General features: G+C 38.2%; 17 protein-coding genes. All 17 read right to left on the reverse strand.

The genetic code is table 11. From position 1 onward, the window contains the following. Positions 1–2: 2 nt before the first annotated feature. The 17 genes from HDC90_RS11425 to HDC90_RS11505 all read right to left on the reverse strand — a co-directional run bounded on the left by HDC90_RS11425 (position 3) and on the right by HDC90_RS11505 (position 16,337). Positions 3–662, reverse strand: a complete 660-nt coding sequence (locus tag HDC90_RS11425; RefSeq protein WP_167296299.1) for a DedA family protein — start codon at positions 660–662, stop codon at positions 3–5. A 47-nt stretch (positions 663–709) separates the two neighbouring features. Next, a complete protein-coding gene (locus HDC90_RS11430) occupies positions 710–2,080 on the reverse strand; it encodes an NADH-quinone oxidoreductase subunit N (RefSeq protein ID WP_184466445.1) in 1,371 nt (456 codons plus the stop codon). 3 nt (positions 2,081–2,083) lie between these two features. Continuing rightward, a complete protein-coding gene (locus tag HDC90_RS11435; RefSeq protein WP_184466447.1) occupies positions 2,084–3,547 on the reverse strand; it encodes a NuoM family protein in 1,464 nt (487 codons plus the stop codon). Positions 3,548–3,567: 20 nt separating this feature from the next. Continuing rightward, on the reverse strand, positions 3,568–5,463 hold the full coding sequence (gene nuoL / locus HDC90_RS11440; protein WP_184466525.1) for an NADH-quinone oxidoreductase subunit L: 1,896 nt from the start codon (positions 5,461–5,463) through the stop codon (positions 3,568–3,570). Positions 5,464–5,482: 19 nt separating this feature from the next. Continuing rightward, positions 5,483–5,812, reverse strand: a complete 330-nt coding sequence (nuoK, locus tag HDC90_RS11445) for an NADH-quinone oxidoreductase subunit NuoK (protein ID WP_055908793.1) — start codon at positions 5,810–5,812, stop codon at positions 5,483–5,485. Beyond that, entirely contained in the window at positions 5,812–6,315 is a 504-nt protein-coding gene (locus HDC90_RS11450; RefSeq protein ID WP_184466449.1) for an NADH-quinone oxidoreductase subunit J, read from the reverse strand. The genes nuoK and HDC90_RS11450 overlap by 1 nt, the downstream gene beginning before the upstream one ends. A gap of 133 nt (positions 6,316–6,448) precedes the next feature. Further along, positions 6,449–6,952, reverse strand: coding sequence for an NADH-quinone oxidoreductase subunit I (locus HDC90_RS11455; protein ID WP_184466451.1), 504 nt, complete (start codon positions 6,950–6,952; stop codon positions 6,449–6,451). A 2-nt stretch (positions 6,953–6,954) separates the two neighbouring features. Further along, positions 6,955–8,010 carry an NADH-quinone oxidoreductase subunit NuoH gene (gene nuoH, locus HDC90_RS11460; protein ID WP_184466453.1) on the reverse strand — a complete coding sequence of 352 codons (1,056 nt, stop codon included), beginning with the start codon at positions 8,008–8,010 and terminating at the stop codon, positions 6,955–6,957. Then, positions 8,010–9,020: a 2Fe-2S iron-sulfur cluster-binding protein gene (locus tag HDC90_RS11465; RefSeq protein WP_025146330.1), complete on the reverse strand. Its 1,011-nt coding sequence runs from the start codon at positions 9,018–9,020 to the stop codon at positions 8,010–8,012. Before HDC90_RS11465 ends, nuoH begins: the two co-directional genes overlap by 1 nt. A gap of 75 nt (positions 9,021–9,095) precedes the next feature. Further along, positions 9,096–9,632 carry an ORF6N domain-containing protein gene (locus HDC90_RS11470; RefSeq protein WP_184466455.1) on the reverse strand — a complete coding sequence of 179 codons (537 nt, stop codon included), beginning with the start codon at positions 9,630–9,632 and terminating at the stop codon, positions 9,096–9,098. An 87-nt stretch (positions 9,633–9,719) separates the two neighbouring features. Continuing rightward, the gene (gene nuoF / locus HDC90_RS11475) at positions 9,720–11,087 is read right to left on the reverse strand and encodes an NADH-quinone oxidoreductase subunit NuoF (RefSeq protein ID WP_184466457.1); all 1,368 of its coding nucleotides are present in this window, start codon (positions 11,085–11,087) and stop codon (positions 9,720–9,722) included. A 75-nt stretch (positions 11,088–11,162) separates the two neighbouring features. Then, positions 11,163–11,678 carry an NAD(P)H-dependent oxidoreductase subunit E gene (gene nuoE, locus HDC90_RS11480; protein WP_184466459.1) on the reverse strand — a complete coding sequence of 172 codons (516 nt, stop codon included), beginning with the start codon at positions 11,676–11,678 and terminating at the stop codon, positions 11,163–11,165. Further along, positions 11,671–12,885, reverse strand: a complete 1,215-nt coding sequence (locus HDC90_RS11485) for an NADH-quinone oxidoreductase subunit D (protein WP_184466461.1) — start codon at positions 12,883–12,885, stop codon at positions 11,671–11,673. Before HDC90_RS11485 ends, nuoE begins: the two co-directional genes overlap by 8 nt. A gap of 3 nt (positions 12,886–12,888) precedes the next feature. Beyond that, positions 12,889–13,389, reverse strand: coding sequence for an NADH-quinone oxidoreductase subunit C (locus HDC90_RS11490; RefSeq protein ID WP_184466463.1), 501 nt, complete (start codon positions 13,387–13,389; stop codon positions 12,889–12,891). Continuing rightward, a complete protein-coding gene (locus HDC90_RS11495; RefSeq protein ID WP_108197409.1) occupies positions 13,389–13,931 on the reverse strand; it encodes an NADH-quinone oxidoreductase subunit B in 543 nt (180 codons plus the stop codon). Before HDC90_RS11495 ends, HDC90_RS11490 begins: the two co-directional genes overlap by 1 nt. A 230-nt stretch (positions 13,932–14,161) precedes the next feature. Then, positions 14,162–14,533, reverse strand: a complete 372-nt coding sequence (locus tag HDC90_RS11500) for an NADH-quinone oxidoreductase subunit A (RefSeq protein WP_184466464.1) — start codon at positions 14,531–14,533, stop codon at positions 14,162–14,164. A gap of 82 nt (positions 14,534–14,615) precedes the next feature. After that, complete coding sequence (locus tag HDC90_RS11505; RefSeq protein ID WP_184466465.1) at positions 14,616–16,337, reverse strand: tetratricopeptide repeat protein; 1,722 nt, start codon at positions 16,335–16,337, stop codon at positions 14,616–14,618. Positions 16,338–16,466: the final 129 nt, after the last annotated feature.

A 16,466-nucleotide genomic window follows, 5' to 3' on the forward strand; every position in this document is an offset into this window, starting at 1 on the left:
TTTTAATTTAAATCTGTTTTATCCTCTTCAGGACCACTCACTACTTTACTTTTTACAAAGGTAATTAATAATGGTATAGTTGTAATAAGGATAAAGCCAATAATAATATATAATAAATAATCGTTTATTTCTTTTTCAAATCTTCTGCCCAAAAAATAGCCGAGCAAAGTTAAGGAACAGATCCAAAGTACCCCACCCACGGTATTATATAAAGCAAATTTTTTAAAGTCTAGTTTTACAACCCCTGCAAAAATCGGTGCGAAAGTTCTAACAATGGGTACAAATCTGCCCATTATTAATGCAAAGGCACCTTGTTTATGATAATAGTCTTCCGCGGCTTTTAAATATTTCTTCTTAAAAAAGAAACTGTCTTTTCTGGTATACAATACTGGGCCGGTTTTACGCCCGAACCAATAGCCGGTAAAATTTCCAGAAATGGCTGCTATACATAAACCAGCCAAGAGTACCGCAATGTTCACATCAAGCTTGCCTGTTGCAACAAACATTCCTGCTAAAAACAACAAATAATCACCGGGAAGAAAAAAACCAAAAAACAGGCCTGTTTCTGCATAGATAACGAATACAACCAGATAGAAACCGCCTTCCCTCAATAATTTCTCGGGATCAAGTAGCTGATGCAGGTTATTCCAAAAATCGTGCATATTCAATTATTCGTAAAACTACAAATAATTATTAAACAACAGCATACCTATATCAGGTTTAAAATAATTGCAGGATAAATACCTAAAACTAATGTAATTGCAACAGAAACCAACAGAACGACTTTGTACTGCGCAGGCGTTGAAAGCGCTGTTTCTGCGCCATCTTTAAACCACATGGCTACAATTACCCTAAAGTAATAATAGAAGCCAACCAGTGCATTTAAAACCGCAAATGCAACAAGTAAGGTTTTATATTCGGTCATTACATTCAGGAACATTAAATATTTCCCGATAAAGCCAGCTGTAAGCGGAATACCAGCTAGCGAAAGCATTGCTACTGTTAAGCATAATGCTACTAACGGATTCCGTTTAGCCAAACCATTGAAACTTTCGAAGCTATCGCTGCCCGTTTTTTGTTTCACCAATATTAATACCGCAAAAGCGATGATTGATGCGAAGGTATAAGCTGCTGCATAAACCAATACGTTGTTTCCAGAATTTTTGGTCAGTACAATTAGTGAAAACAACAGGTAACCTGCATGTGAAATACTTGAGTATGCCAACATGCGTTTGAAGTTCTTCTGGAAGAGTGCAGTTACGTTTCCGATAAATAGGGTTAAACAAACAATCACCATAAGTGGTGCGACCCAAAAATCGTGAAGTGGTGCAAATGCGCCAGCAAATAATCGTAAAAACGCAGCAAAACCAGCAGTTTTAACCACAGTACTCATAAAAGTGGTGATTAAAGATGGAGCACCTTCATATACATCCGGTGTCCAGAAGTGAAATGGAGCAGCACCAACCTTAAAGCTTAAACCAATCATCATTAGAATAACGCCAGGATAAAATATCGGAGAAACTGCCTGACTATTTACTAAATAAGCCTGGATTCTATCTAAATCGAATGATCCTGTAGCACCATAAATTAAGGTGATACCAAATAATAGGAAGCCTGTTGAGAAAGCACCCATTAAGAAGTACTTTAAAGAAGCTTCGTTAGAGGCAAAATCTTTTTTACGGATACCCGCCAAAATGTATAAACTCACCGACATGATTTCTAAGCCTACAAATAACATGGCCATATTTTTATACGATACCATCATAATCATGCCCGCTAATGCGAAAAGAATTAAGGTATAATATTCAGCTATGTTATCGCTTTTAGCGTGGAAATAGTTCTGTGTTAATAAAAAGATAAAAAGTGTACCCACAATACAGATACCTGAAAATGCCAGGGCGAAATTATCTGTCTCCATCATTCCAAAATGAACAGCATTGCCGTTCCATGCACAAAAAGTAAATCCTAGTGCAGTAAGTAAGCCAACAACGGTAAGTGGTAATAATGCTTTATTTGCCTTAAACAAACCTGCATAAAGCACTATAAAAGCTGTTATACTAATGGTTATAATAATATTCATTGCTTAATTTACTGTGTTTAATTTTTGATTTACCTGTTCTAATAAATGTTGTACAGATGCCTCTGTTAAGTGCAGAACCGGTTTTGGATAAACACCCAAAACAATGATTAATGCACATATGGTATAAAGAACCAATTTTTCAGTTCCTTTAATATCGGTGAAAGTGATGGTTAAGCTTTTGGTTTCGCCCAGCATTACGTTCTGGTACATGCGTAACATATAAACTGCGCCGAAAATAATGGTTAACCCTGCAATAGCGGCAGCCCAAATGCCGTAATTATAAACGCCCATTAGCAACAAAAATTCGCCAATAAACCCGTTCGTTCCTGGTAAAGCTACAGTGCCTAAAACAATAATCAGAAAAGTAAGTGCCAACTGTGGTGCTACTTTTGCAATCCCGCCTAACTCTTCAATCTTATTAGTTTTAACTCTTGAGAAGATGATATCTAAAACAAAGAATAAACCTACCACATTAATACCATGGCTTAACATCTGTACCATTGCACCTTGCATGCCTTGCTGGTTAAAAGCAAAGATACCTGCTGATATTAGTCCAACGTGAGCGATAGACGAATAGGCAACTAAGCGCTTAGCATCCTTTTGTGTAAAAGCAATGAGCGAAGCATAAACAATACCGATGATTGATAAAATAATAACAACCTGGCCCCAATCGTGAACACCAGCCGGAACAATTGGCAACAACCACCTAATTACACCATAAATACCCATTTTTAACATGATACCCGATAGTAACATGGTTCCTTGTGCAGGCGCCGCAGTATAAGTATCAGGCTGCCAGGTATGGAAAGGAAAAATTGGCATCTTAATGGCAAAGGCAATAAAGAAAGCCCAGAAAATCCATCCCTGCTGTGCACTATCTAAGTTTAAGGCATAAAAAGCCTGAATATCAAAATTGTGTGCTGGATTCTGAAGATATAGGTAAATAATACCCATCAACATAAATAATGAACCTGCAATAGTATACACGAAAAACTTCATGTTGATACGGATGCGGTCTTTTCCTCCCCAGATGGCGCAGATAAAGTAGATTGGAATTAATGCTGCCTCCCACCCGATATAGAACAAGAAGGCATCTAATGCAGTAAATACCAATAACAGGCCACACTGCATAAACAAAATCAAGGCGTAAAATGCAGCCGGATTTTTATACTCGTGGTTGTAGCTCGATAAAATAATAATTGGCACCAATAAATTAGTTAGCAATAACACTAGCATGCTAATACCATCAATACCTGCGTGGAAATTGACACCTAAATCTGCAATCCATGGCAAATTAACCTCAAACTGGGTACTTGCATTTGGAATGAAATTACAGGCGATAACCAAAGCCAAACCTAAAGAGACAACCGAAAATATGGTCGAAACTATTTTAGCCGACTTACCCGCAAATGCAGTAACAATTGCACCTACAAGCGGAAGAAATATAAGTAGTAAAAGTTGTTCCATTATTTAATTTTGAACCCTTTTTATATGTATAAAAATGTATATAATAACAATGCGACGATACCGAATACCATCATAAATATATAGAAACCTACGTTTCCACTCTGTAACAAGCGGATACCTTTACTGGCTTCGTTTGTGCTCCATCCTAATCCGTTTACAATTCCATCGATAAATTTGTTATCAATAATTCTATAAAAGAATTTCGAAAGTGCATCTAATGGCTTAGTGATCAGGAAATCATAAATCTCATCCAAATAGAATTTATTGTACGATAATTTTGCCAGTGCAGAACGTGGTGCTTCATCAGCAACAGGAACGCGTGCTCCTTTTACATATCTGCTATAGGCATAACCTAAAGCAATGATGGCTGCAAGTACCGATGTACACATTAAAGCAAGTTCAGTTGAATGGCTTAAATCTAATTCATGTTGTGCAACTTTTGCACCTGATAACCAATGTGCCAACCATTCGTTTCCACCAAAAATATGAGGCCAGTTGATTACTCCACCAAGTGCAGCGAAGATTGCTAAAATGATTAGCGGTAAAGTCATTGCTTTTGGCGATTCATGTACGTGGCTTTCTTCATGATGTGTTCCACGATATTTTCCTGAGAAAGTCAAGAACATCATTCTGAACATATAGAATGCGGTTAAGAATGCGGTTAAAACCCCAATTCCCCAAAGTATTGGACTAGCCTGGAATGCATGCGCTAAAATTTCGTCTTTCGAGAAGAAACCCGAAAATGGTGGCAAACCCGCAATAGCAATGGTACCGATCATCATGGTTAAAAACGTAACCGGAAGTTTTTTTCTCAATCCGCCCATATGGCGCATATCTTGCTCATGATGCATGGCATGGATTACTGAGCCTGCACCTAAGAACAGTAATGCTTTGAAGAATGCGTGGGTTAATACGTGGAAGAATGAACCTGTATAAGCACCAACGCCTAAACCTAAAAACATATACCCCAGTTGCGATACTGTTGAATAAGCCAATACTTTTTTAATGTCAGTCTGGGTTAAAGCAATAATTGCAGCAACTAAAGCTGTAGCCGCTCCAACAATGGCAATGATGTGCTGGGTAAGCGGAGCAAGATCGAACAATACGCTAGAACGTGCAATCATATAAATACCAGCCGTTACCATCGTTGCCGCGTGGATCAAAGCCGAAACTGGCGTTGGTCCGGCCATTGCATCTGGCAACCAGGTAAACAAAGGTAATTGAGCCGATTTACCACAGGCACCGATAAACAATAAAATAGTAATTAAAACCAGCGTATCATTGCCTGGCAACATATTAGCTGCTTGAGGGAAAACTTTAGCAAATTCTACACTACCAAAAGTGGTAAAGATTAAGAATACACCTAACAAAAAGCCTAAATCGCCAATGCGGTTCATTACAAAAGCTTTTTTAGCTGCCGATGCATAAGAACTGTTGGTGTACCAGAAACCAATTAAGAGGTACGAGCATAAACCTACGCCTTCCCAACCGATAAACATGACAATATAGTTCGATCCCAGCACCAATAAAAGCATGAAGAATACAAACAGGTTGAGATAAGCGAAAAACTTACCGAATCCTGCATCATCGTGCATGTAGCTGGTAGAATATAGGTGGATCAGGAAACCAATTCCGGTGATGATCAAAAGCATGATCGAGCTTAAAGGATCAACCAGGAAAGATAGTGGAATGTGTAATGCGCCCGCGCTGATCCAATCGAATAAAAATACTTCGTGAGATTTTTGTGTGTCGCCTTGTAAACTAAAGAAAATAACTACGCTGATAATAAAGGAGGCGAAAATTACCCCGCTCCCAATGATACCAACAAGTCCTTTAGATAAAGAGTTTCTGCCTAGCCCATTAATTACAAACCCTAAAAAAGGAAGTAACGGAACCAACCAAATCAATTGTTCTATTGTCATTCTTATTATATATTTACCACTTAAGGCGATTTAAAACATTAATATCTATCGATTTCGTATTTCTGTAAACCATTACAATAATGGCTAAGCCTACTGCAACCTCCGCAGCTGCTAATGCCATAATAAAAAATACGAAAACCTGTCCAGATGGGTCATTGCTATGTACCGAGAATGCGGTTAAAAGTAAGTTAACGGCATTAAGCATCAGCTCAACCGACATAAAAATTACGATGGCATTTCTACGGGTAAGTACACCAATTACGCCAATAGAAAAAATAATGGCACTTAAGTAGATGTAGTGGTTTAGCGGAACGCCCTGAAGTTGTGATGTTAAATTTTCCATTATGCTTCTACCTCATCTCTTTTAGATAATAAAACGGCTCCAACCATGGCTGCCAATAGTAATAGGGATGATAATTCAAATGGCAATAAGAACGGGCCAAAAAGCTCCTTGCCTAGATTTTCTACCAATCCTAAACCTGGGTTTTTCAAAATCAATGGGCTTGTTATGCTTGCTGATTTTAAAGAACCGATTAAAGTTACAACCAAACAACCGCCAGCAATAACACCTACAATTTTAATCAAAGGTGATTTGCTCGGCTCGGTTTCCTTATTCAGGTTAAGCAGCATCAGTACAAAAAGGAATAATACCATTATGGCCCCCATGTAAACGATAAAGTTTACCACCGCTAAAAACTGTGCATTTAACAGCACATAGTGAATAGTGAAGGTAAAAAAGGTAAGAATTAAGTACAATACACTGTGGATCGGATTTTTTGCGAAAATTACCAGCAGCGAAAAGATGATACTTAATGTGGCTACGAAATAGAATACTTGTGTACTCATTAATTTGTTTTTTGTTTATGTTCCATGGCTTGCGTCTACACAAACCAGTATTTATATTTCGTTCTGTTTTACGGAACGGGGCTTAAAGCCATTTTAGTTGTTTAGTCCTTCGCCAGGCTCAGGATGACAACAATTATTTTTTCATCTCTAACGGAGCCTCTACCAGTTTATCTTTTCCGTAAATGAAATCTTTACGTAAATAATCGGCAGGTACAATTGGTCCGTCTAAGTAAATTGCTTCTTTAGGGCAAGCTTCTTCACATAACCCACAGAAAATGCAACGCAACATGTTAATTTCATAAGTTGCCGCATATTTCTCTTCACGGTATAAATGTTTTTCTTCTGGCTTACGTTCTGCAGCAATCATGGTAATGGCTTCAGCAGGACAAGATAAAGCACATAAACCGCAGGCCGTGCAACGTTCTCTACCATTCTCATCACGTTTTAACGAGTGCATCCCCCTAAAGTTGGTAGAGAATTCGCGTTCTACTTCAGGATATCTTACAGTAGCCTCTTTCTTAAACAAGTGACTGATGGTGATGCCCATCCCCTTGGCAATTGCAGGCAGGTACATCCTTTCCATAAAGCTCAATGGCTTTTGTTCCAGTACTTTTTTCTTATTACTTAATGATTCCATAATTAAAACTTCTCAATAATCGCAATCACAACTCCAGTTATTATAATGTTGGCAATAGCTAAAGGAATTAAACCTTTCCAACCTAAATTCATCAATTGATCGTAACGGAAACGCGGGATGGTCCAGCGTACCCACATGAAGAAGAAGATGAATCCGCATATTTTCCCAAAGAAAATTATCACACCGATAATAGATGCCCAGTTCTGGCCCCAATGGGTAGCTGCCAGATCCATAAATGGATAATTGAAGCCCCCGAAATATAATGTAGCCATTACTGCAGACGATACAAACATGTTGATATACTCGGCAAAAAGGTAAAACCCTAATTTCATTGAAGAATATTCGGTATGGTAACCACCAATCAACTCCGTTTCACACTCTGGTAAATCGAAAGGTGCACGATTGGTTTCAGCAAAAGAACATACCATGAAAATGATAAATCCTAGTGGTTGTTTAAAGAAATACCATGTAAACCAGCCATTTTCCCAAAACCCATGTTGTTTACTTACAATTTCCTTTAAACTCAAAGAGTTGGTTACTAGTAACAAAGCAATGATTGATAAGCCCATTGCAATTTCATAGCTGATATTTTGTGATGCGGCGCGGATTGCACTTAACAATGAATATTTATTGTTAGATGCCCAGCCTCCAATCATTACACCATAAACACCAAGAGAAACAACACCAAAAATATATAAAACACCTACATTGATATCTGTAACTTGTAATGGAATAGTTTTTCCGCCAATTTCTATCGGATTGCCCCAAGGAATAACTGCGGTGCCAATGCAGGCACAAAGTAATGCTAAACCAGGTCCCACAATAAATAACCACCTGTTTGAGGTTGTAGGAATAATTTCTTCCTTCATAAACATTTTAACCCCATCGGCGAGTGGCTGTAAAATTCCAAAGGGGCCAGCTCTATCCGGGCCTAAACGATCTTGCAAAAATGCAGCAACCTTACGTTCGGCATAAGTAGAATACATGGCGATTACCAAACTGATACCGAAAATTACCGCTACCAGAATAAATTTTTCTATAATAAAACCTGTATCCATTAGTATTTTACTGTTTTATGTAACTCAATTTCATTTGCAGCTTGTAATGCCTCATTTGGCTGAATTACATGCAAAGGTTTTAATGTTTCGTAGTGGTTAGATGCAATTACCGAGGTATCATCAATGTGTGTTGGATGTTCAATCACCCAATCAGCAGTTGCTTTTTTATCAAAGCGGCAAGTATTGCAAATAAATTCTTCTACCTCTCCAAACTGATCTTTACGGGCAGTAACACGTAAAACATCTGCTCCTTTATACCAAAGTGTTACTTTACCGTTGCATTTTTCGTGATCGCAATCGCGGTGTGCATCAACAGGCTTGGTAAACCAAACACGGTTTTTAAAACGGAAAGTTTTATCGGTTAAAGCGCCAACAGGGCAAACATCGATTACATTTCCTGAGAAATCGTTATCAACAGCCTGTTGGATATAAGTAGAAATTTCGGAGTGATCGCCACGGTTTAAGATACCGTGAACACGTTTATTGGTAATCTGATCAGCAGTAAAAACACAACGGTAGCACAAAATGCAACGGTTCATGTGCAACTGGATCTTATCGCCAATATCAATACGCTCGAAAGTACGGCGCTCAAACTCATAACGTGTTTTTTGCAAACCATGCTCATAACCCAAATTCTGCAAATCGCACTCTCCTGCCTGATCGCAAACAGGGCAATCTAAAGGGTGATTGATCAATAAGATCTCTACAACACCTGCACGTGCTTCCAAAACTTCTGGTGAAGTAATGTTAAGCACCTCCATCCCATCCATTACGGTGGTACGACAAGAAGCCACCAACTTAGGCATTGGGCGAGGATCTTTCTCCGAACCTTTAGTCACTTTTACAATACAGGTACGGCATTTACCGCCACTGCCTTGTAATTTAGAATAATAGCACATTGCCGGCGGAACAATATCACCTCCGATCTGCCTTGCAGCATTCAGAATGGTTGTTCCGTTATCAACCTCTACTGTTATCCCATCTATCGTAACCTTAACTTTTTCACTCATGGTTAATGATATTCTTTTATTTTTTATACTTCTACCATCGTTGTGAGGCACAAAGCAATCTTTTTTTATAATTTATTATTTCTCTTTCGAGATTTTATAACCAATTTCTTTTCTTGGTTTTTCTTTTTGTTCCAGTAATTCATCAAAATACCTGAAGATCACTTCAATATTTTTATCCTGATTGTCTACTTTCTTTTTAATCTTTTCTATTTCTAATCTTATTTCTGTATTACTTAAAACTATTGTTCTAAGTTGTACAAACACATCAATAATTTTAATACTTACTTCTACCGCCTGCTTACTTTTTAAAACATTTGATAATTGCAAAATACCATGTTCGCTAAATGCGAACGGAAGGTATTTTGAATGTTGTCCGTGTCTTAAGGCCGCAAATTGCGACCTTAAGATTTCATTTTCTTCTTTTGTTAATTCGAACATAAAATGTTCAGGGAACCTTTCTATGTTTCTCCGAACCTGTTCTTTTAATCGCTTAGTTTCAACACCAAAGAGTTCTGCTAAATCAGAATCTAACATCACCTTAACTCCTCTAAAAAGATAAATTTTGTTTACAATTACCTCATTAGGAATTATTGATGTCTCTTGTTTCGGCATTTACAAGTTTATTTTCTAAGATCACAAATTGTGATCTTAGGTTTTAAATTAAATATTCAACCGGTCGCAAAATGCGATCACAGGAATTTATTTCTCTTCTGTTACCGGAGCTTTTTCAATCGGTGTTGCATAATTGGCAATACCATAGTTCTGGCTCTGGCTTTTCACCGGCTCTTTAATGTGCCATTCAAATTCATCCCTGAAGTGACGGATTGCGCTGGCAACTGGCCAAGCTGCTGCATCACCTAACGGACAAATGGTATTTCCTTCAATTTTACGCTGAACATCCCATAGCAAATCTACATCATCCATGGTACCATGTCCGTGCTCAATTTTATGCAGGATTTTTTCCATCCAACCAGTACCTTCACGGCATGGTGAACATTGCCCGCAACTTTCGTGATGATAGAAACGTGAAAAATTCCAGGTATTACGTACGATACACTGATCTTCATCAAAAGCAATAAAACCACCCGAACCCAACATGGTTCCGGTAGCAAAACCACCTTCCGATAACGATTCGTAACTCATTAAACGAGGCTCACCATTAGCATATTTCAAGGTTAAATTAGCAGGTAAAATAGGCACAGATGATCCACCTGCCACCGTTGCTTTTAAACGTTTACCATTGGCAATACCGCCACAGTATTCATCCGAATAGATAAATTCTTCTACAGGTAAACCCAATTCTATTTCGTAAACACCTGGTTTAACTAAGTTTCCTGATGCTGATATTAATTTTGTACCCGTACTTCTACCGATACCAATTTTTGCATATTCATCGCCACCATCGTTGATAATCGGCACGACTGCAGCAATAGATTCAACATTGTTCACAACTGTAGGGCAGCCATATAAACCTGCAATTGCCGGAAATGGTGGTTTAATACGTGGGTTACCTCTTTTGCCTTCAAGCGATTCTAACAAAGCAGTTTCTTCGCCACAAATGTAAGCACCGCCACCTGGCTGAACATATAATTCTAAATCGTAACCCGTTCCTAAAATGTTTTTACCCAACCATCCGGCGGCTTTAGCTTCAGCAATGGCTTTTTCTAAAATGCGGATCTGTGGCATCATCTCGCCTCGTACATAGATGTAAGAAACCTTGGCACCTAAGGCGAAACTTGATACAATCATTCCCTCAATTAATGCATGGGGAATATAAGTCATCAAATAACGGTCTTTAAAAGTTCCCGGCTCTGATTCATCAGCATTACACACCAAATAACGCGCAACACCTTCTGGCTTAGCCAAAAAGCTCCATTTCATCCCGGTTGGGAACCCCGCACCTCCGCGACCACGTAAACCCGATTTCTTAACTTCTTCAACAATCTCTTCAGGTGTTAAAGTTTTAAGGGCTTTTTCCACAGCACGGTACCCGCCTTTTTGGCGATAGACTTCAAGTGTATTGATGCCTGGTACGTTTATATGCTCAAGTAACAGTTTTCGAGACATTTTAATTAGTCTATAGTCTGTAGTCCATAGTCCATAGTCCTGAATCAAGCGACTCATGACTTAAGACTCTCGACTTTAGGACTTATTTTTCAAATCTTCAATCAGTTTATCTACACTATCGGTAGTTAAGTTTTCGTAGAAAGTATATTCCGGGCTAATTTGTAGCACAGGCCCGAAACCACAGGCAGCTAAGCATTCAACTCCTCTAAAGCTAAATAAACCATCGGCTGTAACTTCACCTTCTTTAACACCTAACCTGTTTTCCAGGTGGCTTAATATTTTTTCGGCACCAACCAGGCAACAAGGACCCGTACGGCAAACCTCCAAAGCATACTTACCCTGTGGTTTTAAAAAGTACATGGTATAAAATGTGGCCACTTCATAAACTTCAATGGGCTGAATATTTAAATATTCGGCAACTTTATCCATTGCTGGCGTACTCACCCAAAGGTATTCGGCCTGTACCAAGTGCAATAATGGCAGCAAAGCTGATTTGTGTTTACCTTCAGGATAACGGCTTTTAACTTCATCAAATTTGGCCAGCAATTCTGATGAAAACACTACAGGTGTTTGTTCTTCTACTTTAAGCATCTAATTCTCCTGCAATAATATTCATACTACTCATGTTGATAATAGCATCAGACAATAACATGCCTTCGCTCATTGGTGCAAACATCTGGTAGTTTATAAAACTTGGTCTGCGGAAGTGTAAACGGTATGGTGTTCGGCCCCCATCATTAATCAGATAGAATCCTAATTCACCATTTCCACCTTCAACAGCGTGATAAACTTCTGCTTTTGGTGCATCAATCTCACCCATCACAATTTTAAAGTGATAGATTAATGCTTCCATATTATTATAAACTTCTTGTTTTGGAGGAAGGTAAAATTCAGGAACATCGGCATGAAAAATACCTTTTGGCTCTGTTTTTAACTTCACGATTGCCTGTTCGATAATGCGTACACTTTGCCACATTTCTTCGTTACGCACTAAATACCTGTCATAAATATCTCCGCTAGTACCAACGGGTACTTCAAAATCGAAATCCTGATATGAAGAATACGGATCGCTTACACGAACATCATAATCTACACCGGTAGCCCGTAAAAGCGGGCCTGTCCAACTGTATTCTAAAGCGGTTTCTTGAGTTACCTCTGCAACACCAGCCGTTCTATCAATAAAAATACGGTTACGCGTTAACAGGTTTTCAAATTCTTTTAACGCTTTAGGGAATTCTTTTAAAAACTTATCGATTTTAGCAAAGGCGATATCATTGAAATCTCTTTCAAAACCACCAATACGACCAATATTTGTAGTTAAACGTGCGCCACAAACTTCTTCGAAAATTTCGTAAATATGTTCACGGAATTGAAATAGATAAAGGAAGGTAGTTGTAGCTCCTGTATCCTGACCAATAATCGTGTTACAGATAATATGATCGGCAATACGCGAAAGCTCCATAATAATTACCCGAAGATAATCTACACGTTTCGGAATTTGAATATTCAACAACTTCTCAACCGTCATATGCCAGCCCATATTATTAATAGGCGAAGAGCAGTAGTTTAAACGATCGGTAAGTGGCGTAATTTGATAGAAAGGGCGATGTTCGGCAATCTTTTCGAAAGCACGGTGAATGTACCCAATAGTAGAAACGCCGCTAACAATACGTTCGCCATCTAATTGCAGAACATTTTGAAAAACGCCGTGGGTTGCAGGGTGTGTTGGCCCTAAGTTTAGGGTTACCAGCTCACTTTGCGGGTCGTTATCTGTAAATACCGGATGGTTATGATTCATAGTTTACCTTCCAAAAAATTCGTCTTTTTTATCTACTCTGTTCGGATCTTCCAATGGATATTGTTTCAGCATCGGATGAACACCTAAATCGTCCATATTTAAAATACGACGTAAATCAGGGTGACCTTCAAATTTAACCCCGAACAGATCATAAGTTTCGCGCTCCATCCAGTTGGCACCTTTCCAAACCCCGGTAGCAGTTGGGATAGTTGGATTCTGCTCAGAGATGAAAACTTTAATTCTAATCCTAACTTTTTCCACCATGTTGTGCAGATGATAAACAACAGCAATACCGTGGTCTTTACCAGGGTAATGAACTGCAGTAATATCGGTTAAGAAATTAAATTTTAATTCGTTTTTAAGATGCGAAAGCACATTGATGATAACATCTTTATAGGTTACAAAGGTTAATAAACCATAAGGCTCAGAAACAGCAGTAACTTTTTCACCAAACCTTTCGGTCAGCTTAACATGGATGTCGTTATTTAGTGTCGTTTCTTCCATTATTTAATGCCGTATTGACCTAAAAGTTCTTTGTAATAATCAGAGTTCCGTCTTCTGCCGGATTCATTTTTCACTAAATCCTGAATGCGTTGAAAACCATCTAAAATGGCTTCAGGCCTTGGCGGACAACCTGGAACATAGACGTCTACAGGAATAACCTCATCAATACCCTGCAATACAGAATAAGTATCGAAAATACCACCACTACTTGCGCAGGCGCCTACCGCCATCACCCAACGTGGCTCTGCCATTTGGATATAAACCTGTTTTAATACCGGAGCCATCTTTTTAGCGATGGTACCCATAACCATTAAAACATCAGCCTGACGGGGAGAAAAGCTTAGGCGTTCGGCACCGAAACGACCTAAATCGTAATGAGAACCCATGGTTGCCATAAACTCGATTCCACAACAAGAAGTTGCGAAAGGTAAAGGCCATAATGAATTTGAGCGGGCCAAACCAATCACTTTATCAAGAGAAGTGGCAAAAAAGCCAGATCCTTCTATTCCTGGAGGCGCATCAACTATATTAATTTCACTCATGTTTATAAACAAAAAATGCTCATCCCTTTGCAGAATGAGCAACAAATTTACAATATTTTAAAGGCAAACAAACTAGCTTTACTCGATTTAGAACCTTTCTAAATAACCAAAAGTTCTATGAGTTAGTGTAAGTGATACACATTTCAATTTGCAATTGGTAATTTTCAGTTTACAGTTCGTAAACCGAGAGCTATTAGCTGCCAATTGTGAACTAAAAACCGTGAACTGAACTAGTTCCAGTCTAAAACTTTTTTCTTGATTACGTAGATGAAACCCAATAATAATGTCCCCATAAAAATAAACATTTCGATCATTCCATCCATTCGTAATGAACGGAAATTAACCGCCCAAGGATACATAAAGATTACCTCAACATCGAAAAGCACAAATAAAATGGCCACAACGAAATATTTGATAGAGAAGGGCTGGCGGGCGTTACCTACCGATTTAATACCAGCTTCAAAAGTTTCTAGCTTATCACTCGTTTTGCGTTTTGGGCCTAAAAAGTGGGTAACAACCAATGTGGTTACCACAAAACCTAAAGCAACAATTACTTGAAATATAATTGGTAAAAAATCTATAGAGGAACTTTGCGCTTGCATAATTTTTATTTTGTGATGCAAAAGTAAAAGAAAAAGGCAGAGTAACCAAACTCTGCCTTTTCTAAATTATTTAACTTTAAAATTATTTGCCTTTACCTTTTGCTTTTGGAGCAGCTGCAGGCGATTGCAATTCTTTTAGCTTAGCCGCCGCAAAAGGGCCTTGAGGATCTAACGCTATACTCTTATTTAAAAAATCGATAGCTTTTGCTTTATCCTTATCAGCATAATATGCACCTAAGTAATCGTAAGATTCAACAAGGTTTGTTTTATTAGCTGCTTGCTCTTCTGGTTTAACTAAACTGATATATTTTTCAAAGAACGGAATTGAAGCATACTTTGGATTCGCTTTATCTTCCAAAAGATTGGCAATCCTAGCTCTTGTAAAATAACCTAGTGCAAATTCAGGAGAAACTTTATTTAAGTGACTCAATGCTGAATCCGCCTCAATCAATGCAGCTGTATTTAAAGGTTTCTTATCTCTTTGAGCAAAATATCCTTCCAAGAACCTGGTTTGACCTATATAATAGTAATTAGTTAATGACCCTTTACCATTTGGATTATATTTAGTTGCTAAAGTATAAATTTCTGCTGCTTTTCCGTATTTCTTAGCCTTGTACAAGGCTAAACCAGCTTCAGCTAAGGCATCAGCATTAGTAGAATCCATTTTAGCAGCTTCTATGATATTAAGAACACCTAAGCTATCTTGGCCAGCCTTCACTTGGGCTTTACCTAAATAAAGATAATCGTTACCTAAAATCTTTGTTTTATCCTTTTCTTTTGCAAAAAAATCAGTTAAGCTAGCTAACGCCTGAGGATAATTGCCATTTTCATAAGCTGCCCAACCTTTCATCCTTGAAACAATAGTACCTTTAGGATCGTTCGCAGGAACTTGTAAGGAAGTAGCAACTTGCTCTAATGTTTTGTAATCTTTAGCATAAAATAAGAATTGAGCATAACGCAATTGAGATTCTAAAGATTTATCTGTCAAATCCATGTATTTTTTATAATTCTCAATCGCTTTAGCTGCTTTTTCTTTGTCAACACCAAAGCTACTCCACTGTAAGTATAACTCACCTAACTCGCGATACGCAGGCCCGTAGTTTGCATCAGCAGCAATTACATCTTGTAATTCTTTCTCACCTTCTGGAAAAGCTCTTGATTCTTTATACATTTTACCAATCTGCGTTTTGGCTCTTCTGTTGTTTGGATCAACATCACCAACACGCATGTATGGACCTAATGCCTCAGAGTTTTTCTTCTGTAAAGCATAAGCATCACCTTGCGCTAAGAAAACTTCAGCATCTTTATCTTTAGAATCTAATTCGTCTGCTTTGGTAATGTTAGCCAAAGCACTAGTGAAATCAGGTTTAGAGACATCATCACTAGGTTTATCTTGTGCTAAATAGGCTTTGCCGATATACAAATACGTTTTGTAATCTTTCGGTGCCAAAGCTACCGCCTTATCGAAGTTAGTTTTAGCAGAACTTGGGTTATTAGATAACATATCTGCTTCGCCCAAACCAATTAAGTTTAAGTTATTTTTTGGATCAGCAGTTACACCTTTCGTAAAAACGGCTCTTGCTGAATCGATGTAACCTGTTTTCAGGTAAACCAAACCTAGGTTGTAATAATTTTCGCCATCTGAGGCTTTAGCGCTTACCAACGACTTAAGCATCGATGAAGCTTTCTGATACTGTTCTGCGTCGATGGCTTTTTTCGCATCAGTTAAACTTTGAGCAAAAACTGCAGAACCCATCAACACCAAACCTACATTTAAGGTTATTGCTTTCTTTGAAATTTTCATTGGATCAATTTTTTGTTTTTAAACGTTTTTAAAATCGGGCTGGAGTGAGTTCTATTTTATCCAAAATCTCCAACCAAACTTAGCTAACATTGGTTTTAACAATAATGAAGCATTATATCTAAATACTTC

This window comes from Pedobacter sp. AK013 (assembly GCF_014205835.1).
In the GTDB taxonomy this organism is placed as follows: Bacteria; Bacteroidota; Bacteroidia; order Sphingobacteriales; family Sphingobacteriaceae; genus Pedobacter.